Annotated in this window: 19 protein-coding genes; 9 read left to right on the forward strand and 10 right to left on the reverse strand. The window is 51.0% G+C overall.

All coding sequences use genetic code 11. From position 1 onward, the window contains the following. Nucleotides 1-6: 6 nt before the first annotated feature. Both yjgA and QLH52_RS07275 read right to left on the reverse strand, forming a co-directional pair. Nucleotides 7-651 carry a ribosome biogenesis factor YjgA gene (gene yjgA, locus QLH52_RS07270; RefSeq protein ID WP_319961075.1) on the reverse strand — a complete coding sequence of 215 codons (645 nt, stop codon included), beginning with the start codon at nt 649-651 and terminating at the stop codon, nt 7-9. A gap of 1 nt (nt 652) precedes the next feature. After that, nucleotides 653-835 carry a hypothetical protein gene (locus QLH52_RS07275; RefSeq protein WP_319961076.1) on the reverse strand — a complete coding sequence of 61 codons (183 nt, stop codon included), beginning with the start codon at nt 833-835 and terminating at the stop codon, nt 653-655. A gap of 483 nt (nt 836-1,318) precedes the next feature. On the opposite strand from QLH52_RS07275, the gene rdgC reads away from it, so the two are divergent. After that, entirely contained in the window at nt 1,319-2,227 is a 909-nt protein-coding gene (gene rdgC / locus QLH52_RS07280; protein WP_319961077.1) for a recombination-associated protein RdgC, read from the forward strand. Next, the gene (locus QLH52_RS07285; protein WP_319961078.1) at nt 2,227-3,192 is read left to right on the forward strand and encodes a L,D-transpeptidase family protein; all 966 of its coding nucleotides are present in this window, start codon (nt 2,227-2,229) and stop codon (nt 3,190-3,192) included. The genes rdgC and QLH52_RS07285 overlap by 1 nt, the downstream gene beginning before the upstream one ends. A 66-nt stretch (nt 3,193-3,258) precedes the next feature. On the opposite strand, the gene QLH52_RS07290 is transcribed toward QLH52_RS07285, so the two are convergent. Further along, on the reverse strand, nt 3,259-3,537 hold the full coding sequence (locus tag QLH52_RS07290) for an Lpp/OprI family alanine-zipper lipoprotein (protein WP_165385904.1): 279 nt from the start codon (nt 3,535-3,537) through the stop codon (nt 3,259-3,261). Between the two features lie 84 nt (nt 3,538-3,621). Further along, nucleotides 3,622-4,176, reverse strand: a complete 555-nt coding sequence (locus QLH52_RS07295; protein ID WP_240348124.1) for a L,D-transpeptidase family protein — start codon at nt 4,174-4,176, stop codon at nt 3,622-3,624. A 72-nt stretch (nt 4,177-4,248) separates the two neighbouring features. On the opposite strand from QLH52_RS07295, the gene QLH52_RS07300 reads away from it, so the two are divergent. Continuing rightward, entirely contained in the window at nt 4,249-5,883 is a 1,635-nt protein-coding gene (locus QLH52_RS07300) for an alpha-D-glucose phosphate-specific phosphoglucomutase (RefSeq protein WP_319961079.1), read from the forward strand. Between the two features lie 46 nt (nt 5,884-5,929). On the opposite strand, the gene QLH52_RS07305 is transcribed toward QLH52_RS07300, so the two are convergent. Beyond that, nucleotides 5,930-8,041, reverse strand: coding sequence for a hypothetical protein (locus QLH52_RS07305; protein WP_319961081.1), 2,112 nt, complete (start codon nt 8,039-8,041; stop codon nt 5,930-5,932). Between the two features lie 295 nt (nt 8,042-8,336). Here QLH52_RS07305 and QLH52_RS07310 point away from each other — a divergent pair, with 295 nt between their 5' ends. Together QLH52_RS07310 and QLH52_RS07315 are read left to right on the forward strand one after the other, a co-directional pair. After that, nucleotides 8,337-8,543 (forward strand): cold-shock protein, encoded by a 207-nt coding sequence (locus tag QLH52_RS07310; protein WP_033158255.1) that lies wholly within the window; start codon nt 8,337-8,339, stop codon nt 8,541-8,543. Nucleotides 8,544-8,756: 213 nt separating this feature from the next. Then, a complete protein-coding gene (locus QLH52_RS07315) occupies nt 8,757-9,023 on the forward strand; it encodes a hypothetical protein (protein WP_020484270.1) in 267 nt (88 codons plus the stop codon). Nucleotides 9,024-9,249: 226 nt separating this feature from the next. Here the strand turns inward: QLH52_RS07315 and QLH52_RS07320 are convergent, their stop codons facing one another. Further along, entirely contained in the window at nt 9,250-9,930 is a 681-nt protein-coding gene (locus QLH52_RS07320) for a zinc ribbon domain-containing protein (protein ID WP_319961082.1), read from the reverse strand. 261 nt (nt 9,931-10,191) lie between these two features. Here QLH52_RS07320 and mutY point away from each other — a divergent pair, with 261 nt between their 5' ends. The 3 genes from mutY (at nt 10,192) to QLH52_RS07335 (ending at nt 12,212) form a co-directional block, all read left to right on the forward strand. Continuing rightward, the gene (gene mutY / locus QLH52_RS07325; RefSeq protein WP_319961083.1) at nt 10,192-11,259 is read left to right on the forward strand and encodes an A/G-specific adenine glycosylase; all 1,068 of its coding nucleotides are present in this window, start codon (nt 10,192-10,194) and stop codon (nt 11,257-11,259) included. Then, nucleotides 11,243-11,512: an oxidative damage protection protein gene (locus QLH52_RS07330; protein ID WP_205451726.1), complete on the forward strand. Its 270-nt coding sequence runs from the start codon at nt 11,243-11,245 to the stop codon at nt 11,510-11,512. The genes mutY and QLH52_RS07330 overlap by 17 nt, the downstream gene beginning before the upstream one ends. Before the next feature lie 154 nt (nt 11,513-11,666). Beyond that, the gene (locus QLH52_RS07335; protein ID WP_319961084.1) at nt 11,667-12,212 is read left to right on the forward strand and encodes a globin family protein; all 546 of its coding nucleotides are present in this window, start codon (nt 11,667-11,669) and stop codon (nt 12,210-12,212) included. 57 nt (nt 12,213-12,269) lie between these two features. Here QLH52_RS07335 and QLH52_RS07340 read toward each other — a convergent pair whose 3' ends face one another. The 4 genes from QLH52_RS07340 to aceE form a co-directional block, all read right to left on the reverse strand. Continuing rightward, the gene (locus QLH52_RS07340; RefSeq protein WP_033158250.1) at nt 12,270-12,716 is read right to left on the reverse strand and encodes a hypothetical protein; all 447 of its coding nucleotides are present in this window, start codon (nt 12,714-12,716) and stop codon (nt 12,270-12,272) included. Between the two features lie 95 nt (nt 12,717-12,811). Next, nucleotides 12,812-14,227 (reverse strand): dihydrolipoyl dehydrogenase, encoded by a 1,416-nt coding sequence (gene lpdA / locus QLH52_RS07345; protein ID WP_319961085.1) that lies wholly within the window; start codon nt 14,225-14,227, stop codon nt 12,812-12,814. Nucleotides 14,228-14,237: 10 nt separating this feature from the next. After that, nucleotides 14,238-15,533, reverse strand: coding sequence for a 2-oxo acid dehydrogenase subunit E2 (locus QLH52_RS07350; protein WP_319961086.1), 1,296 nt, complete (start codon nt 15,531-15,533; stop codon nt 14,238-14,240). Nucleotides 15,534-15,546: 13 nt separating this feature from the next. After that, the gene (gene aceE, locus QLH52_RS07355; RefSeq protein ID WP_033158244.1) at nt 15,547-18,219 is read right to left on the reverse strand and encodes a pyruvate dehydrogenase (acetyl-transferring), homodimeric type; all 2,673 of its coding nucleotides are present in this window, start codon (nt 18,217-18,219) and stop codon (nt 15,547-15,549) included. Between the two features lie 284 nt (nt 18,220-18,503). Here aceE and QLH52_RS07360 point away from each other — a divergent pair, with 284 nt between their 5' ends. Further along, nucleotides 18,504-19,115 (forward strand): VPLPA-CTERM sorting domain-containing protein, encoded by a 612-nt coding sequence (locus QLH52_RS07360; protein WP_033158243.1) that lies wholly within the window; start codon nt 18,504-18,506, stop codon nt 19,113-19,115.

A 19,115-nucleotide genomic window follows, 5' to 3' on the forward strand; every position in this document is an offset into this window, starting at 1 on the left:
CGCGTGTTAATCCTCGGCATCCTGATTATCCTGCGCGTCCTCGTCAGAGAGCGGCAGGCCGGACGCATCGGCAATCAGTTCTTTCAGGTATTTGTATAACAAGCGCGCCGACTTAGGCGGTTTGGCTTCCTTGGCTTCTTTTTGCGCGTTGCGCTGCAATTGGCGCAAATGTTGGCTATCCGCGCCCGGAAATTCTTCCATAAATTGGGTCAGTTGCTGATTGCCATTGGCTGCCAGCAACAAATCGCGCCAGCGTTCGGCCTGATGATGTTCTCTGACCGCATGGGCGCTGCGATTTTTCATCCGCGCCAATTTTTCATGAATCGCGGCGGTATCCAGCTTTCTGAGCTGCGCGGTGATGTATTTCAACAAGCGCTTTCTGGCGGAGTTTTGCCCCATTTTGCCGGCGTCGCGCAGGGCTTGTTCTATGCTCTCGGGTAATTCGAATTCGGCAATATGTGCAGGGGATAGTGCGCAAATTTCCTCAGCCATCGCAAACACTTCGGCTATTTCTTTTTTAATGCGAGTCTTGTTGGGACGTACTGCGTAAAATTCGACTTCCTCGTCTTCGCTTTCGCCGTCGTCCTCATCGTGGGGTTCGTCGTAATAATCTTCTTCTTCGAATTCTTCTTGGTAATCTTCGTCGTTCATGTCAAACCATTGCTATTAATAAAAGCACGAACATCACCACCATCAGCAGAGGCCCAATAACGCTGGGCCAATCGGATGGTGTTTGTTTGCTGCGCGCTATTGCGGCTTTGATGCCTGGCTGCATCCAGAGCAAAATCAGCAGCGCCAGGGCGCCGAGTATCAGGTTTTCCCAGGTTGACAGCATGATGTGACCGCTTTGTTGTGAGTGAGGGACTTTGCTATGCGGCATTCTAGCAAACCTTGCCACGCAATAAGACATTGCTTGCTGCGACACATTAAAAGTTGTTTGTCTGGATTTGTCGCTAAGCGATTATTGCAGTTGGGTAAATTCAGTTATTCACAGAAGCTGTGGATAACTCTGTGTATTAAATGTCGAAAGCCTTTGCTGGTCCCCGGTAGCTCTGGGCTGCGGTCAAATTGTATATTATTAGGTCACTATCATTAGTTAATAATAATCAATGATTTACAAATGATACTTTGTATTTCAACGAGTTATTTTGTCAAGCGTTTTCTGGTGTTGTCGTAAACAGTTTTATGTGTATAACTTGTTTACACGCCAAGCAAATTTGCGGCCAAAATGTGTTTTTTGGCGAGTCTTTAAACGGGCTGGCTTATATGGTGTGCGTAAATTTGCGATAATGGCCGGTTTTTAAAAAAGAGTCATTTCATGTGGTTTAAAAATCTTGCAGTCTACCGTTTTACCGAGCCATTTACTTTGGATGCTGTTGCTTTGGAGCAAAAACTGCAACAACAGCCGTTTCGTTCCTGTGGCAGTCACGACGAGTTTAGTTTCGGCTGGACCGCGCCACTGGGTAGAGCTTCGGATGCGCTGGTGCATGCCAATAACGGCTTCTTGATGCTATGCGGCAAAAAAGAAGAAAAAGTGGTGCCTGCATCGGTGATCAACGAAATGTTGCAAGAGCGAATCAATGAAATTGAAGAACGCGAGGCGCGCAAATTACCCGCGAAAGAGCGTAGTCGGATTAAGGATGAATTGATATTCGAACTTTTGCCGCGGGCGTTTTCGTTTTCCCGCAAAACCTATGCTTATATCGATAGTCAAGGTGGCTGGCTGGTCGTGGATGCGGCATCCGCTAAAAAAGCCGAAGATATGCTCAGCCAATTGCGTAAATGTCTGGGTTCCTTGTCTATCGTACCGCTCACCGCCACCGCCAAGCCGGCTAGTGTGATGACGCAATGGTTGATCGACAACACCTCGCCTAAAGATATTTTGATCGAAGACGAATGCGAGCTGCGTTCGCCGGAGGAAGAAGGTTCGATTATTCGTTGCAAGCGTCACGACTTGGCCTTGCCGGAAATCAAGAATCATTTGGATAGCGGCAAGCAAGTGATTAAGTTGGCGATGAGCTGGGCCGAACGCATTTCGTTTGTGTTGGATGAGAATTTGGCGGTCAAGCGGCTAAAGTTTCTTGATCTTATTCAAGAGCAAGCCGCGGATATTGAGGCATTCGACGAGGTCGAGCAGTTTGATGCCGATTTTTCTATTATGACGGCGGAACTTGCTCAGTTTTTGCCGCGTCTGCTTGAATTATTTACTGCTGAAGGTAACGCCTAATGAAAACCCGTTTGTTATTCAGTTTGCTGCTGACAGCCAGCACTGTGGCGTCTGCGCTGACGCTGCCGGCACCGGATAGGCCGGGTGACAGTTTGATAGGCAATCCGCCGCATGAGGTCAAATATGTCGCGGCCAAGCAGGAAGACACGCTGATTGACATCGCCGTCAACTTCCGACTGGGACAGGACGAAATCGTGCTGGCCAATCCCCATGTTGACCGTTGGTTGCCGCGCGAAGGCACGCAGGTGCGGATTCCCAGTAGCTTTATACTGCCCAATGCGCCGCGCCAAGGGATTGTGATCAATCTGCCGGAAATGCGTATTTATTATTTTCCGGATTCTAGCAGGGTCGTAACCTATGCGATCGGCATCGGCCGGGAAGACAACTGGAAAACACCGCTAGGTAAAACCCATATAGCCGGTAAAACCGAAAATCCTTCTTGGACTCCGCCAAAATCGATCATTGCCGAGCACTTGGCCGATGGTGATGTATTGGAACCTTATTATCCACCCGGCCCCGATAACCCGCTGGGTCTGTTTGCGTTTAAACTTGGCATACCAGGCTATCTGATTCACAGCACCAACAAAACCAACGGTGTCGGCATGCGGGTAAGTCACGGCTGCATTCGAATGTATCCGGCCGACATCGAGCAGTTTTTTCCGATGGTCAAGGTTGGTACTCAGGTCAATATTGTTAATCAATCCATTAAGGTGGGCTGGTATCACGACACGTTGTATATGGAGGTCTATCCGGAAATGGAAGAAACGCCGGCTACTTATGAACAGCGCTTGCATACGGCATTGAATTTGATAGAGCAAGCCAACGGTGGGCAAATGCCGGTAATCAAAGGTTCTGTTTTAAAAGCGGCAGTAGAAAAAGCGACGGGTATTCCGGTGGCTATTTATGAGCGTCCTACCCAGACGCCTCCTGTCGTGCAAGGCCAAGCTGCTCCGGCAGCAAAATAGAGGCAACAAAAAAGCCCGTGGCCTTGCGGCTCACGGGCTTTTTAAAATCAACAACAGCAATAATGCTTATTTGTGTTGTGATTTTTTGAACATACGGTCCAATTTGCTGTTGGTGTCTTGAGCATATTGAGCAGCACGGTTAGCAGCAGCTTCAGCAGCAGCAGCTTTTGCAGCAGCTTCAGCAGCAGCGGCTTTAGCAGAAGCAGCGTCAGCAGATGCAGTAGCAACTTTGCCTTCCAAAGTGCCTACTCTTGCGTCCAAAGCTTCCAGGTCTGAAGTGCTCGCGCAACCGGTTGCCAAAGCTGCAATTGCAACAACTGCTGATAATGTAATAGCTCTCATCATGGTTTTCCCCTTGATTGTGGTTTCAAAAAATAATAAATGAAAAACGGTGGTAATTGTCCAACATTTTTTTGGATTTTACCAACATTATTTCACCGTTACGAGTGTCCCTTTTTCTACCCATTGACTTAACTGATCAATTTGATCATTAGTCAACGCGATACATCCGTGTGTCCAATTCATGGATCTGTGGATGGACAGACTACCGCTGCCCAAGCCATGAATACCGATTTGCCCACCGAGATCGGTATTTTGCGGCGGAATTTGTCCGGCAGAATGCGCTCTGGCAATAGCTTCGTAAGTGTCGAGATCGATTTTGCCTTTTTTCAAGGCATTATCGGCATTGTCTACATTGGGGTAGGTTAGACCGAAGAATTTACGGAAAGCGCTTCTTTCGTTGATCCAGCCGATCCGATAGTTACCGAGCGGCGTGATGTCATCGCCGCGATGATTCTTTTCGCCGGCGCCATTGCGGCCAATAGCGATATTTTCCAGCACGGCAACTGTCTTGTCGCCCTTCCTGACTTCCATGCTTTGCGTCTGTGTATCCACCAGCAACCAAACATCCTGGTCAGCGAAACTGCGCGCCGATACGGTGCAGCCCACCACAATCAAAACACCTAATAATTTTTTCTTTATCATGGCAATCTGTAAATAATCAAAGTTTTGGTGTAATTTAACCCTTTCGAAACGAGGTATTACAAAGGGTAGCATATGACAACAACAATCACCAAAACGACTCCCTACGATGATCAAAAACCCGGCACATCGGGCTTACGCAAAAAAGTCAAAGTCTTCCAGCAACCCAAATATCTGGAGAATTTTGTCCAATCCATCTTCGACAGTCTGGAGGATTTTCAGGGCAAAACCTTGGTGATTGGCGGCGATGGCCGCTACTTTAACCGTAAGGCTATCCAGATCATTATAAAAATGGCGGCAGCCAACGGTTTCGGTGAGCTCATTATAGGCCAAGGCGGCTTGTTGTCCACTCCTGCCGCATCAAATATTATTAGGAAATACAATGCTTTCGGAGGTATTGTTCTATCAGCTAGTCACAATCCCGGCGGCCCTGAAGAAGATTTTGGGATCAAGTACAACGTCGGCAACGGCGGCCCGGCTCCGGAAAAGTTTACCGACAAACTGTACGAGAATACCAAAACCATCACCGGTTACAAAAAAGCCCGTTTCGGCGATATAGATTTAGACCTTATCGGTGAAGTCGAGAAAGGTGGCGTGAAAATTCGAATTATCGATTCGGTAGCCGATTACGCTGAATTAATGGCCAAGATATTCGATTTCGACCTGCTCAAACAAAGCATCCATAACGGCTTTATCACCTTGCGTTTCGATGCGATGCACGCCATCACCGGGCCATACGCCAAGCATATTCTGGAAGACACCCTGGGCGCGGCGCCCGGCTCGGTATTTAACGCGGTACCGCTGGAAGACTTCGGTGGTGGCCACCCCGATCCGAACATGGCTCACGCTCACGAACTCTGCGAAATCATGTTCGGCGCCGATGCGCCTACGTTTGGTGCGGCATCCGACGGCGATGGCGACCGCAATATGGTGATGGGCGCGAACATATTTGTTACTCCCAGTGACAGCTTGGCGATTATGGCCGCCAACGCCAAGTTGATTCCGGCTTATGCCAAAGGCATTAGCGGCGTAGCCCGCTCGATGCCGACCAGCCAGGCGGTTGACCGTGTTGCCGATAAACTAAGTCTGCCTTGCTACGAAACCCCAACCGGCTGGAAATTTTTCGGTAACTTGCTGGATGCCGATAAGATTACTATCTGCGGCGAAGAAAGCTTCGGCTCCGGCTCCAATCATGTCCGTGAAAAAGACGGATTGTGGGCTGTGTTGTTTTGGTTGAATTTAATCGCGCGCAAACGCGAATCGGTGGAAGACATTGTCCATGAACACTGGCAAAAATACGGCCGCGACATTTATTGTCGCCACGATTACGAAGCGGTCGATTCGGAGATCGCCAACGGCATTGTCGCGCATTTGCGTAGCCAGTTAAGCAGCTTGCCTGGTAAAAGCTGGGGTGATTACGAAGTCAAATTTGCCGACGAGTTCAGTTACACCGATCCGGTCGATGGCAGTGTCAGCAGCAACCAAGGCATCCGTATCGGTTTTGTGAACGGCTCGCGCATCGTGTTCCGGCTGTCCGGCACCGGTACGGTTGGTGCGACTTTGCGTATTTATTTGGAACGTTACGAGCGTGATGTCAGCAAGCACGATCAAGACGCACAAGTGGCGTTGGCGGAATTAATAACCATCGCCGAACAGCTCTGCGAAGTTAAAAAACGTACCGGCAGAACCGAGCCTGACGTTATCACTTGATCGAACCTGGCGGAATAATACGTTAGGTCTGGCTGAAGCGCCTGACCTAACGGCTCTGCCCGTAAGCATCCCGTAAAATCTGCTCCTCAGTTCGACCGCCCTCCGCCAATGCCTGAGCTCTGTCGATGGATAATCCCAGGCCGTGTCCGGCGCCTATGCCTGCAAATTGCCAGGTCTGACCATCGGCAGCTGTTACCGAATCAGGGCAAGAAGGTAGCTTCAGGGTATTACGAAAAATCTCGCAACTGAGCAGCTCTTCGCTGGTCGGATAAAATAAGCGGATAAACAACTCGCCGTCCTTGCGCCGTTCGCGGCGAATATCCAGAATTTGATTTTCCGCAAATGCCCGGCTGAGCTCCGCGCTTGAGAGCTGCCGTTGCCAGTGCTGATCACCGCCGTTGGCAAACGGCAACCAGTTCAATCCGGATTTGGCCGCCAGTTGGTCCAAAAGCGTCAGTAACGCAATATCGGTGTGGCTGCTGCGTCGCGGCTTGTCCTCAGGCAACTCGCCGAGATAGACCATGCAATGCGTGGTGTCGCAAAGTGAGCTTGATTCATTGTGCCTATGGCTGCCGTGACTGCCGTTCCAGGCAATCACAGCCCGCATCGCTTCGCGTGCACTGCCTGCTAAATTTTGGGCCTCGGCAGCCAATACGCCATCGACATAGCTGTCGACATCAGTTTCCAGCACGGTTACTCCGTGTTCATCAGTTTGTCGTAGAACACCTTTTACAATCCGCTCTGATCGGCTGGCCCGCGCGGTCGAAGTGATTCTAAATTGTCCGCAAATTGTAAAACGCCGGTATTGGTCCGCGACCAGCGGACACTCCGCTTCCGCATTCCAGCTGGCAGGATTGGTAGAGCTTAACAAGCTAACCCTAACTGCCGCAAAGCGGCTTGGATAGTCGCGTTGCCAAGTGCTTAGTAAGGCGGCAGCTTTGCTTAATATTGCTGCGCCACTGACGCCGCGTTGCCGAAATATCGCCAGAAATACCGGGTGCGTAGCTGGCCAGGCTAGCATTAAGTGGCCTGCCAAGGGGTGGCCGTCAACAGTCGATACCGTGCCGGTTTTTGCTAGAACTTGAAGTTGGCGCAACAATTTTTTATCGGTTTCGCGTTGCCCCGCCAAGGTGGAGTTAGGCAGGATACCGTTTTGACTCAGGCCTCGAAAATATTCAGGCTTGGATAGCAAGGCCGCCCGCATTGTCAGTGCCAGTTCGGGCAAGTTGGCCTGTAAAGCAAAATCGCCGTCGGCGTTACGTTCTCCCAGGTAAGATCGCCAGGTCTGCAGGTCCGATGGTTCAGTTTGCGCCGGAAGTTTTAGGTCTTTAATGGGCGACAATAACAGACGATAGCGTTCGCCTTGAAATTGCTCGCGGCGCCGCAAAAGCTTTTCAGTATCGCTCACCGCCAGTTCTGTACCTAGCAAATCAGGATCGGCTTGCGCTAATGCCGCGGTATACGGAATTTTCAACAACGAACCCGGGGGTAAGCGGCTGACTTGGTCGCCGCCGCTTGTCAATATCCGCCCGGACAGTAGGCTCATCAAGAGGAAGGAGCTATCCCCCGCATCGTCGAATGCCTGACCGAGCATTTCATTTAATTTTGCCGACACGGCACACGGTTCGCTTGGCCAGCCGGTATTGACCAACATTCGGGCCAATGCCTCGCGGTCATTGCTATCTAACTCGGCGCCTTGCCTAACCCGGTTCTTGATGCGTTGCAGTTCAAGCGAGCCGGGCCAGTCTCCAGGTGCTAGGCTCGCCAATTCGCCGCTAAAATACATCGCCCCCGCTTCTTCAGCCCAAGCCGGTAAGCGGCCGCCACAGCTACGATGACTGGCTTCGTGAAATAGTTCGTGACGCAGATATACCGCCTCGCTCAGCCCGCCTTGCGGTTGTTGCCGCAGATAAATACTGCCGGGCCGCCAGCCGCCGGCATGGCTGCCGCTGAATGCTCCACTGGTCAACGCGGGAAACACCCGCACCGGATCGCCCTCGCTAGGTATCTTGTAGCCCTGCGCCGCTAGTTCACTAACGGCAATAGTCGCGGTTTGCCGTAATTCAGCTTGCTGGGTTAGCGCCCCAAAAAACAAAATCGCCGCGCCAACATCAAACAAGTATTGCCGTCTGATGCATCGCTTTGTTGAAGCATTCATTGGTAGTTAAAGGTTTATGCTGAGCATGAGGAATCCCGCAAATCGCCGAATAGCGAAGATAAGTCCAGAAGTATCTAAATATTGGATTTTACGATTTAAATTGACAATCAGTCGAATCAGCCTAGAATGCAAGTCAGCTAGAAAATACGATTTACCCTTTGTCTACCAGCTCGATGTCTCTTCAGTAGTCCTTCGTCCTAGTTTTTCATTAAGTAATTTCCACATTTACCAGCGTGACCCGCCTTACTTTAGCTAAGGCATTATCTAAATTTTAATAGGACTTATTATGTCTACAATGACAACTGGCGTCGTAAAATGGTTTAACGCAGACAAAGGCTTCGGCTTTATCGAACAAAAACAAGGCCCTGACGTTTTCGTACATTTCAAAAACATTTTGAACCCAAACAACAGCTACAGAACGCTGGACGAAGGTCAGCATGTACAGTTCAAATTGGGCCGCGGCCCTAAAGGCCCACAAGCCGAAGAAGTAACCATCGTTTAAAGATTAAGCCGTAGTTGCCAATTGGTACCTACGGCTTTTTTGTTAGATAGAGTGGAAATCAACCGCGGTTTCCACTTTCGTTCTTCCCCCCGTTTCATTTCAACGCACTGGATTGCTTTTAAAAGCTTCTAGCAAAGCATTCAGCAGACTAAACTTTAATTGTCCGCATTGGTCCAAAGTCTTTGTAATTTTAATCAAGTAAAGAGGTGGGGCATGTCGTTAAAAAACGAATTTGAAAGTTTGCTCGTTAATCTGGATTCGGTTCGCGAGGAACTGCAACTGAAGTTGCATCTGGCTTCAATGGATGCCAAGGATGAATTTGCAGAAGCGGAAAAACAGTGGTTGCAGATTAAAAGTAAAGCCGCTGAAATTGCCGACGAATCGATAGAGACTTCCGAAGAGTACATCGCCAAGGCCAAAATCGTTGGAGAGGAGTTGAAGGAAGCTTATCAGCGAGTAGCCAAGCGCCTTTCCGAGTGATCTGCCAAAACTCAAAAAGCTGGCAAATTTAATTTGGTACCAGCCTTGCCGCTAGTGCGGGCTGGTTCATAAGGCGATTGCCTTTGGTATGAAATAAGTTGGGAACAGGTAGCCGCCAATTGTGCTGACTATGGCGGCTTGGAGCCTATCAACGCAACGGCGATTTTTGCCGTGTGGTTAAGCTATTGAATTAGCATTGCGACTTCAGCTGTAGATCTAGTTTTCCTCAGCTGTCCGTAACTGTTGTATTGCCAAGCTTAGATCCGCAATTTTGGCAATATTGTTGATCAACCGAAACCTTCGCTTCGCACGCGGGACATGTATTGGATGATTGGGTTTTATGTCCGCAGGCATTACAAAAATGAGTATTTGCGCTAATGTCGGCGCCGCATTGCTGACAGGCCGGGTTTTGCTGGGGGAGAAGCCGTGATAACATTTTAACCAGCTTGGCAACGGTATCGACCAAGTAAGTTGCATGGCTATACGCCCTGACCACAAACCAAATACTGACACTTACGATCAGAATGATCGCGCTACTATGGTAAATCGTTCTACCCAAGCTATCGACGAACGGCGCCAATAACTCCCAAAACAATGCCTGTACGGTAATCAAAATCAACAGAGCGGTTAGCGGCTCGGCGATACCTTTGGCAAATGACAACGCACCGCCGCTGTTGGGAATGGCCTCTATCACGTAGCCGGCAAAAAAATAAAACAAGATTAATGCTGCCAGCCTGGCAAAAAACCAGACTACGGCCGCGGCCTTGAATACGCCGGCCACTTCCAATTCCGTCATTACCGGTACTAGCGTAATTAATTTGCCTATTGTCAGAATGCTGGCAATCGTAATGAATAGCTGGGCGGCCCGCTGCCATGCATTGCTTGATGAGGAAATCAAAGAAAACATAGGCGTTTCAACTCCAGTTTGTAGGGGACTGCATTTGAATCAATCATTAGCTCGTTGAATGGGCGTGATTCCTTAGGTAGAGAATATCACACAAAAAAGCGGATAACCCTCAGTGCTAAACTTTAGAAGTTCAAACACTGTCTGGCTGTTTCCGGCTCAGAGACCACAGACGAAAACCGGTTTTTTGCCTTATCTAAATCCTTTACGGTACTATTCAGAGGCAATGCGTAATTGATTTTTTCCCTTCTCCCAAACGGCATCATGTCCCCCGAACAATTCCAACAAAAACTCTTTAGCTGGTTTGATAATCATGGCCGTAAGGATTTGCCATGGCAACGGGACATTAATCCTTATCGAGTGTGGGTGTCGGAGATTATGTTGCAGCAAACGCAAGTAGTCAGCGTGATTGCATATTTCAATCGCTTCGTCGCCAGGTTTCCGACGGTGCAAAGCCTGGCAAGCGCAGAACTGGACGAAGTCTTACAGCACTGGTCCGGGCTTGGCTATTATGCGCGCGCCAGAAATCTGTACAAAACCGCGCAAATCGTTGCCGGCAATGCCGGCGTATTCCCGCAAACCGTCGCAGAGCTAAGTGCCTTGCCTGGCATCGGCCGCTCCACTGCGGGGGCGATACTCAGCATCGCTTGCGGGCAAAGCCAGCCCATATTGGACGGCAACGTCAAGCGCGTGTTGGCGCGGTTTCATGCCGTGCATGGCTGGCCAGGTGACAATAAAGTGGCTGCGCAGCTTTGGCAAATTAGTCAGCGCTATACGCCGACGCAAAGAACCGGCGACTACACCCAGGCAATGATGGATTTGGGCGCTACGCTCTGCACCCGCAGTAAGCCGCTATGCGAGATCTGCCCCGTTGCAGAAGGCTGTCAGGCTAGGCAGTTGGCCTTAGTAAAACAGTTACCAGGCCCCAAGCCTCGCAAGGACGTACCGGTCAAACAATTATATTTTTTGCTGTTGCTAGACAAGGAAAACCGGATTTTACTGGAAAGGCGGCCGCCGACCGGTATTTGGGGTGGGCTATGGAGTCTGCCGGAATTTGATGATCCGCAGGCTTTGCAAGATTGGTGTCTGCAACGCCATTACCAAATGCACGCCTTGCAGACTTTGCCAGACCAGCGCCACAGTTTCTCGCATTATCATCTGGATTACACACCGATCCTGGCAAAGTTGGAAAACCCCATAAACAATGTGATGGAAGGCGAGCGGGCGGTTTGGTATAAAACCGCCGAGATTACTACTTTAGGTTTGCCGGCGCCGATCAAGCGTCTGCTGCAACAACATGTCACAGAGGATCAAAATGACGAGAATGATTAAATGCGTAAAACTGGGCGTTGAGGCTGAGGGTCTGGATGCGCCACCGTTTCCGGGTGTCAACGGCCAACGCATTTTCGAGCATGTGTCGAAACAGGCCTGGAAGGACTGGTTAGCGATGCAAACCATGATAATTAACGAGCAGCGGCTGTCCAGTTTCGATCCGGCTGCGAAAAAAATATTGGAAGCCGAGCGCGAGAAATTTTTGTTTGCCGGTGGTTTCGAGTTGCCGGAAGGCTATGTGCCGAAAAAATAGTGCCGTTTGGGCTTTAGGTGCTTTGTTAGCTGGTTAGTATTTGTAAAGTTGCGTGTACGGCTTTTGTATAGTGATAATCCGGTTAAAAGGTTGACAAAAGCGCCGTGACTGGAAAGCTCAGGATGTATATTAAAACTATCATCCGGAGAAAAATATGAACGCAACTGTAGCACCTCATATCCATGCCTTGCGCGCCGCTCTCAGCGACCACGTCCTGATGGGTAAAATAGTCGATGTGTTTTATGCAAAAATGCTGGACGACTATCGGATTAACCGCTTCTTCTTTACCCGCCCGGCTGCTGAGCAGGCTGATGCGCTAAAAGCCTATTTGAAAGCTTACTTCAATAGCTTAAATAGTGACGATGATAGAGTATTAGAGGCATTGGATGGGTATTTTACGGCAGCGTTTGCCCGCACCAACGCCAAACCGAGTTTGGTTACCGGCAACGATTTTGCCTTCCTGCTGGATATCGTTGGCGGGCAAGAGATAAGAAGCATCACGTTGTTAACGCCGGCTCATAGTTTTTTGATCAAGCTCGGTCCTGAAGATTTCCATTACGACATCGTGATGGAGCATTTGGCCGCTTCTTTAAAGCAATTGAATATCGCCGAAGATTTGGCTTATCAAATCCTGGCTTTGGCGGAGAAGGGTAGAGATGGCTTGTTGGCTAGAGGCGTAGAAGTTAAGAAAGCCGCTTGAATAGCGTTTTAGTGGTTCGGGTTTCGTTCGCTTAGGCATTGCCTAAGCGAACAATCACTAGCTGTCTTCCTTGATCATGGCAACAAGAAAATCTACGAAGCTCTGAATGGCTAAGCCGGTGCCCACTGCGGTTGCCATGTTTGCCAGTAATTTGCTGACAACACCTAAAAGTCTTTCAAGCAGTTTGTGGCCGCCGATAATTTCTATTCCGTACAGCAAAAACTCGCCTAAAAAATGATTGATGACGGCGAGCTTTAGATTTAGCTGGGTTCCCAATAAGCCTTGCGCTAACAAGGTGTGGGTTTCCGCACGTTGCAAGCCGTCTTTTAGCGCCGAAAAGTTCGGATTTAGCTCGATCCAGGCTTTTTTATAATCGTCGCGAAATTTCGGCTGAAAATACTCGCCGTTATTTATCACCTTCTCTAAAAACTGCTGCAGAGCATCAACGAAATTCAATAACCTTTTTCTGTCATCTTCGCCAGCCCCAAAGACAAATTTTTCCACTCGCTGTTCCTTCTATATGACGTCGGCGTTCTCACCAAAAAATGGCAGGCTGACGTTGAACCCACTCACGAATTTTGCGTTTAGCAAAATAAGCACTATTTCTTTACATACAGGTCGGTAATCGTCCCCTCTATCATTTCCGCCGCAAACGCAAAGGTTTCCGATAAAGTGGGATGTGGGTGGATGCTGAGGCTAATGTCTGTCGCATCTGCACCCATTTCCAAAGCCAACACAGCTTCTGCCACTAATTCGCCCGCACCTGGCCCGGTAAAGCCGGCGCCGAGAATACGGCCGGTGGTTTTGTCGGTCAGGATTTTGGTAATACCTTCGCTACGGCCCAGCGCCAAAGATCGGCCACTGGCGGCCCATGGGAATACGGCTTTGTTGAATTCCACGCCTTGCTGCTGCGCCTGGGTTTCGGTTAGGCCCATCCAAGCTACTTCCGGATCGGTGTAAGCGACCGAAGGAATGGTTAGTGCGTCGAAACCGGCTTTGTGCCCGGCAATGACTTCGGCGGCGATTTTACCTTCGTGAGTGGCTTTGTGGGCCAGCATCGGATTGCCGACGATGTCGCCGATCGCAAAAATATTGCTTACGTTGGTGCGGCCTTGCTTGTCCACCGGGATGAAGCCACGCTCGTCAACATTGACACCCGCCTTATCGGCGTCGATCAGTTTGCCGTTGGGACGGCGGCCCACCGCCACTAAGACCGCATCGAACACTTCGGATTCCGGTGCGCCTTTGCCTTCCATCGTGACTTTAATGCCGGCATCGGTAGCTTCCATCGCCTTAACGCTGGTTTGTAGCCATAGGTTTTCATACTGCTTTTTGATTTTGCGTTGCAGCGGTGTGACCAAATCTTTGTCGCAGCCGGGGATAATCTGATCCATCAATTCCACGACACTGATTTTCGAACCCAGCGCATGGTAAACAGTCGCCATTTCCAGGCCGATAATACCGCCGCCGACGATCAATAGTTTTTCCGGTACTGATTTCAATTCCAGTGCGTCAGTGGAATCCCAAACCCGAGGATCGTCATGCGGAAAGCTGGGGATTTTGGTCGGCTGCGAACCGGCGGCGATGATCGCGTTGTCGAACGTGATGGTTTGCACGCCGGCCTCACTGGTCACCGTCAAACTGTTGGCCGAGGCAAATTTACCCACGCCATTGATTACGGTGACTTTGCGTTGCTTGGCCAATTTGCCCAAACCTTGATTCAGGCTTTGGCTGACGCTTTGTTTCCAGCCTCTGATTTTATCCAGATCGACAGCCGGTTTGCCAAAACTGACGCCGTGTTCTGCCATCGCCTCGGCTTCGTGGATGATTTGCGCGGCATGCAGCAAGGCCTTGGACGGGATGCAGCCAACGTTCAGACAAACGCCGCCTAACACAGGATAGCGTTCGACCAGCACCACTTGTTTGCCCAAATCGGCAGCGCGGAACGCCGCAGTATAGCCACCAGGGCCGCCGCCCAGAACCAGTACTTCGGCATGCGTGACAGAATTGCTCATATCCCTACTCCTACAATAACAGCCGGCGAATGTCGCCCAGATAAGATTTCAATGCTTCCATAAAACGCGCACCCTCTGCGCCGTCTATGACGCGATGGTCGTAGGTAATGTCCAATGGCAGCATCAATTTCGGTTCGAATTCCTTGCCGTTCCACACCGGTTGTACCTTGGAGCGGGTCACACCCAAAATCGCCACTTCCGGCGCGTTGACGATGGGGGTAAACGCGGTGCCGCCGATGCCGCCCAGGCTGGAGATGGTCATACAGCCGCCTTGCATATCGGCAGGTTTCAATTTGCCGGTTCTGGCCAGTTCGCTTTTTTCGGCTAGCTCGTTGGATAATTGGAAAATACCTTTTTTATCGACATCGCGAATCACCGGCACGACTAAGCCGTTCGGGGTATCCACGGCAATACCGATATGGAAGTAATGTTTGAAGATCAGTTTTTCGCCGTCTGGAGACAATGAGCTATTGAAGGATGGGTATTTTTGCATTGCCGCTACCAGCGCCTTCATGATGAAGATTAGGCCGGTGACTTTAACGGCGTCCTTCGCTAAGCCAGCGTTGACCGATTTGCGGAAGTCTTCCATCGCGTCGATGGCCACTTCGTCGTGATAGGTCACCAGAGGCAGGTTTAACCAGACACGGGTCAGGTTTTGGCCGGTCAGACGCTTGATTTTGCTGAGCGGTTTTTCCTCGATTTCGCCAAATTGGGTGAAATCTACTGCCGGAATGGCCGGTATGCCTGCGCCACCGCTGGTCGAACCTCCGGAGGCCATGACTTGCTTGACGAAGTTTTTCACATCGTCTTGCAGGATACGGCCTTTACGGCCGCTGCCGGTTTGGATTTTGCTCAGGTCCACGCCCAATTCGCGGGCAAACAGTCTGACGCTGGGGGTGGCGTGTGCTTTAAACCCTTCATTGCTACTTGCCACGGGCGCAACAGGCGCTGCGGCTGGTTGGGCAGGTTCTACTTTTGGGGCTTCCGCAACCGGTGCAGAGCTCGGTTCAACTGGGGCAGGTGTTACAGTCTGTGCCGGTTCGGCGGGAACTGCAGCGGCTGCCTCGCCTGCTTCAAGAGTAGCGATCAGTGTGCCTTCGGAGACTTTATCGCCGGGTTTGATATGCACGGTTTTGATGGTGCCGGCCGCGCTGGACGGTAAATCCATCGTCGCTTTGTCGGTCTCCATCACCGCCAGGGTTTGTTCCACCGCGACCACGTCGCCGGGCTTGATCAGCACCTCGACGATGTCGATTTCAGGGACATTGCCGACGTCGGGGACCTTTATTTCAATTACAGAACTCATATGTCGCTTTCCGTTAGATCAACCAAGGGGCGGTTGCGTCAGGGTTGATGTTGTATTTAGCAATGGCTACCTCGACTTTCGCGGCGTCGAACTCGCCGGCTTGCGCCAGGCTGTGCAAGGCGGCAACGGCAACGTGGTATCTGTCCACTTCGAAGAAGCTACGCAGCTTGGCGCGGGTGTCCGAGCGGCCGAAACCGTCAGTACCCAACACCGTGTAAGAGCGATTCACCCAAGGGCGAATTTGTTCGGCAAATGCGCGCATGTAATCGGTAGCGGCGATGATCGGACCCTTGGTGCTATCCAGGCAATGCTCGATATGCGTGATGCGCGGCTTTTCGGTCGGATGCAAACGGTTCCAGCGCTCGCAGGTTTGGCCGTCGCGAGCCAGCTCGGTAAAGCTTGGGCAGCTCCAGATGTCGGCGTCCACGCCCCAATCATCGTGCAGCAGTTTGGCGGCTTCAATGACTTCGATAAAGATGGTGCCGGAGCCCAGCAATTGCACGCGCGGTTTTTTGCTGTTCGGACCTTTCTTGAACAAATACATGCCTTTCAGAATGTCGGCTTCCGCGCCTTCGGGCATGGCCGGCTGGTCGTAGTTTTCGTTCATCAAGGTGATGTAATAGAAAATATCCTCCTGTTCTACATACATCCGGCGCAAACCGTCCTGAATGATCACTGCTAATTCGCAGGCAAAGGTCGGATCGTAGGAATAGCAGTTTGGCACGGTCGCCGACATCAGATGGCTGTGGCCGTCTTCATGCTGCAAACCTTCGCCGTTCAAGGTGGTTCTGCCGGCGGTGCCGCCCAGCAGGAAACCGCGGGTACGTTGGTCGGCCGCGGCCCAAATCAGATCGCCGACCCGTTGGAAACCGAACATCGAGTAATAGATGAAAAACGGAATCATCGGTACGCCGTGGGTTGAATAGGCGGTACCGGCTGCAATCCAGTCGCACAGGCCGCCCGCTTCGTTGATACCTTCCTGCAACACCTGGCCGTGCTTGTCTTCCTTGTAAAACATCAGTTGCTCGGCGTCTTGCGGGGTGTAGAGCTGGCCGACTTGAGACCAGATACCCAACTGCCGGAACATGCCTTCCATACCAAAAGTGCGCGACTCGTCCGGGACAATCGGTACTACGCGCTTACCGATTTGTTTGTCCTTGACCAGGATGTTCAAAATGCGCACAAAGGCCATGGTGGTGGAAATCTCGTGACCTTCGCCGGTGCCGTCCAATAGCGCTTTGAAAGCGGATAAGGCCGGTACTTCGAGCGGGTAGGACTTGGCGCGGCGAGCCGGCAGATAACCGCCCAGATCGACGCGGCGTTGGCGCAGGTAATTGAGTTCCGCAGAGTCTTCCGCAAAACGCAGGTAAGGCAGATTGATCAACTCTTCGTCGCTGACCGGCAATTGATAGCGGTCGCGGATGTATTTGATCGATTCCATGCTCATCTTCTTTTGTTGATGGCTGGTGTTTTGCGCTTGTCCTGAGTCGCCCATGCCGTAACCCTTGATGGTTTTAGCCAGAACCACGGTGGGTTGGCCGGTATGGTTGACCGCCGCGTTGAAGGCCGCGAAGACTTTGATCGGGTCGTGGCCGCCGCGATTCAATTCCCAGATGTCGCGGTCGGTGTAATCCTTGACGAGTTCCTGCAGTTCGGGGGTGTTGAAGAATTTTTCCCGGACGTAGGCGCCGTCCTTGGATTTGAAGGTTTGGTAGTCGCCGTCCACGCATTCCATCATGCGTTTAACCACCAAACCGTCCTTGTCGCGGGACAGAATCGCGTCCCAGCGCCGGCCCCAGATCACTTTGATAACGTTCCAGTTGGCGCCGCGGAAGTTGGCTTCCAGTTCTTGAATAATCTTGCCGTTGCCGCGTACCGGACCGTCCAGACGTTGCAGGTTGCAGTTGACGACGAAAATCAGGTTATCCAGTTTTTCCCGGCCTGCCATGCCGATCGCGCCCAGAGTTTCCGGTTCGTCGGTTTCGCCGTCGCCCAGGAAGGCCCAGACTTTACGGCCTTCGGTGTTGGCAAAGCCGCGGTTTTGCATGTAGCGCATGAAGCGGGCTTGGTAGATTGCCATGATCGGGCCAAGGCCCATCGATACGGTGGGGAATTGCCAGAAGTCCGGCATCAACCACGGGTGCGGGTAAGACGATAAGCCGTTGCCGCCGACTTCTTGTCTAAAGCTGTCCATTTGCTCTTCGCTCAAGCGGCCCAGCAAGAAGGCGTGAGCATAAGTGCCGGGCGCGGAATGACCTTGCGAGAAAATCAGGTCGCCGCCGTGTTTGTCCGAGGGGGCGTTCCAGAAATGATTTTGCCCGACATCGTATAAGGTGACGGCGGAAGCGAAACTGGCGATATGGCCGCCGACATTGGTGTATTTGTTGGCGCGCAACACCATCATCATCGCATTCCAGCGCACGTAAGAGCGGATGGTGCGCTCGATGTCGGTGTTGCCGGGAAATTTGGGTTGCCTATCTATCGGGATGGTGTTGATGTAAGGCGTATTAGCCGAGAACGGAATGTCCATGCCGGCTTGTCTGGCGGTACTGAGCAGGGTTTCAATCAGAAAACTGGCGCGGTCGCCGCCTTCTTTTTCTATCACCGCTTGCAGTGCCTCCATCCATTCTAGGGTTTCAGCAGGATCAATATCGTGTTTGGCGGCAATATCGGTATTGTTGGTCATTACGGAACCTTGGAAAACGTTGGATTAGCTTAAAAAGGATACCCGAAATGGCTGGTTTGAGCATATTTTTTTAGTAATCCGCTGCCGGCAAATCCGGCTAGAATCCAGGTAAAACCTGGGTGTAGCCAAAAAACGCAGCGGTTTAGTTTTTCGAAGCAGGCAAAAGGTTATTGTATGGTCAGAATTGCATTGGGTTTAATGAGCTTCAGCCCTTAAGTACAGGTGGCTTTGCAAGCCGACATGACGTAAAATTTGTGCCAGTACTCATTTTTAAGGAAATCCCTATGCGTAATCAACTAGTTAAACCCTTGGTTGCCTTGTTTCTTTCTACGGCAAGCATAGAAGCTAGTGCTGGGCTGGTCAGCTTTACCTCCACTGAGTTCCAGCAAACCCTGGATGGACAGGTTTTTACTTTCGCTATTGATAATGCGCCTTTGGCGGATTTAGTGGCCGGCAGCTTCACTGTCCATGCGCGTGGAGATTACTCGATCAACGCATCTACTGCCAATCCTGAGAACATCGCCGTTACATTCGAAAGTGTGATCAGCAATCTGAAATTTGCTCCTATTGCTCCACCCGTTAACTCTAGTTCTGTCTTTGTGGACGCCAACAATTACAGCACGGTTACAAACGCCGATTTGGTCGAGTGGTCGCGGAGCACGCTGCTACCGGGTGCTTTATTGCAGAGTTGGACACAGGACAACAAAATCCTTATCACCTTGGCACTGTCACCTGATGTGACCGCGGACTTGAATGCTGGACAAGGCAGCAACCCTTTTGTCCAGGCCACTATTACGTATACGACTTCGGCAGTACCTTTGCCGGCCGCAACATGGCTGTTTTTGTCTGGTCTGATTGGTATGGTAGGCTACGGAAAACAGCGCAAAGCAGATTAA

Source organism: Methylomonas defluvii, assembly GCF_033949435.1.
Lineage (GTDB): Bacteria > Pseudomonadota > Gammaproteobacteria > Methylococcales > Methylomonadaceae > Methylomonas > Methylomonas defluvii.

Excerpts from the sequence above, each read along its gene's own strand:
- lpdA (WP_319961085.1), bottom strand. The coding sequence starts at position 14,227 with ATGAGCAATTCTGTCACGCATGCCGAAGTACTGGTTCTGGGCGGCGGC.
- QLH52_RS07305 (WP_319961081.1), bottom strand. The coding sequence starts at position 8,041 with ATGAATGCTTCAACAAAGCGATGCATCAGACGGCAATACTTGTTTGAT.
- QLH52_RS07295 (WP_240348124.1), bottom strand. The coding sequence starts at position 4,176 with ATGATAAAGAAAAAATTATTAGGTGTTTTGATTGTGGTGGGCTGCACC.
- QLH52_RS07290 (WP_165385904.1), bottom strand. The coding sequence starts at position 3,537 with ATGATGAGAGCTATTACATTATCAGCAGTTGTTGCAATTGCAGCTTTG.
- QLH52_RS07275 (WP_319961076.1), bottom strand. The coding sequence starts at position 835 with ATGCTGTCAACCTGGGAAAACCTGATACTCGGCGCCCTGGCGCTGCTG.
- QLH52_RS07335 (WP_319961084.1), top strand. The coding sequence starts at position 11,667 with ATGAACGCAACTGTAGCACCTCATATCCATGCCTTGCGCGCCGCTCTC.
- mutY (WP_319961083.1), top strand. The coding sequence starts at position 10,192 with ATGTCCCCCGAACAATTCCAACAAAAACTCTTTAGCTGGTTTGATAAT.
- QLH52_RS07330 (WP_205451726.1), top strand. The coding sequence starts at position 11,243 with ATGACGAGAATGATTAAATGCGTAAAACTGGGCGTTGAGGCTGAGGGT.
- QLH52_RS07360 (WP_033158243.1), top strand. The coding sequence starts at position 18,504 with ATGCGTAATCAACTAGTTAAACCCTTGGTTGCCTTGTTTCTTTCTACG.
- QLH52_RS07285 (WP_319961078.1), top strand. The coding sequence starts at position 2,227 with ATGAAAACCCGTTTGTTATTCAGTTTGCTGCTGACAGCCAGCACTGTG.
- rdgC (WP_319961077.1), top strand. The coding sequence starts at position 1,319 with ATGTGGTTTAAAAATCTTGCAGTCTACCGTTTTACCGAGCCATTTACT.
- aceE (WP_033158244.1), bottom strand. The coding sequence starts at position 18,219 with ATGACCAACAATACCGATATTGCCGCCAAACACGATATTGATCCTGCT.
- QLH52_RS07300 (WP_319961079.1), top strand. The coding sequence starts at position 4,249 with ATGACAACAACAATCACCAAAACGACTCCCTACGATGATCAAAAACCC.
- QLH52_RS07350 (WP_319961086.1), bottom strand. The coding sequence starts at position 15,533 with ATGAGTTCTGTAATTGAAATAAAGGTCCCCGACGTCGGCAATGTCCCT.
- QLH52_RS07310 (WP_033158255.1), top strand. The coding sequence starts at position 8,337 with ATGACAACTGGCGTCGTAAAATGGTTTAACGCAGACAAAGGCTTCGGC.
- yjgA (WP_319961075.1), bottom strand. The coding sequence starts at position 651 with ATGAACGACGAAGATTACCAAGAAGAATTCGAAGAAGAAGATTATTAC.
- QLH52_RS07315 (WP_020484270.1), top strand. The coding sequence starts at position 8,757 with ATGTCGTTAAAAAACGAATTTGAAAGTTTGCTCGTTAATCTGGATTCG.
- QLH52_RS07320 (WP_319961082.1), bottom strand. The coding sequence starts at position 9,930 with ATGTTTTCTTTGATTTCCTCATCAAGCAATGCATGGCAGCGGGCCGCC.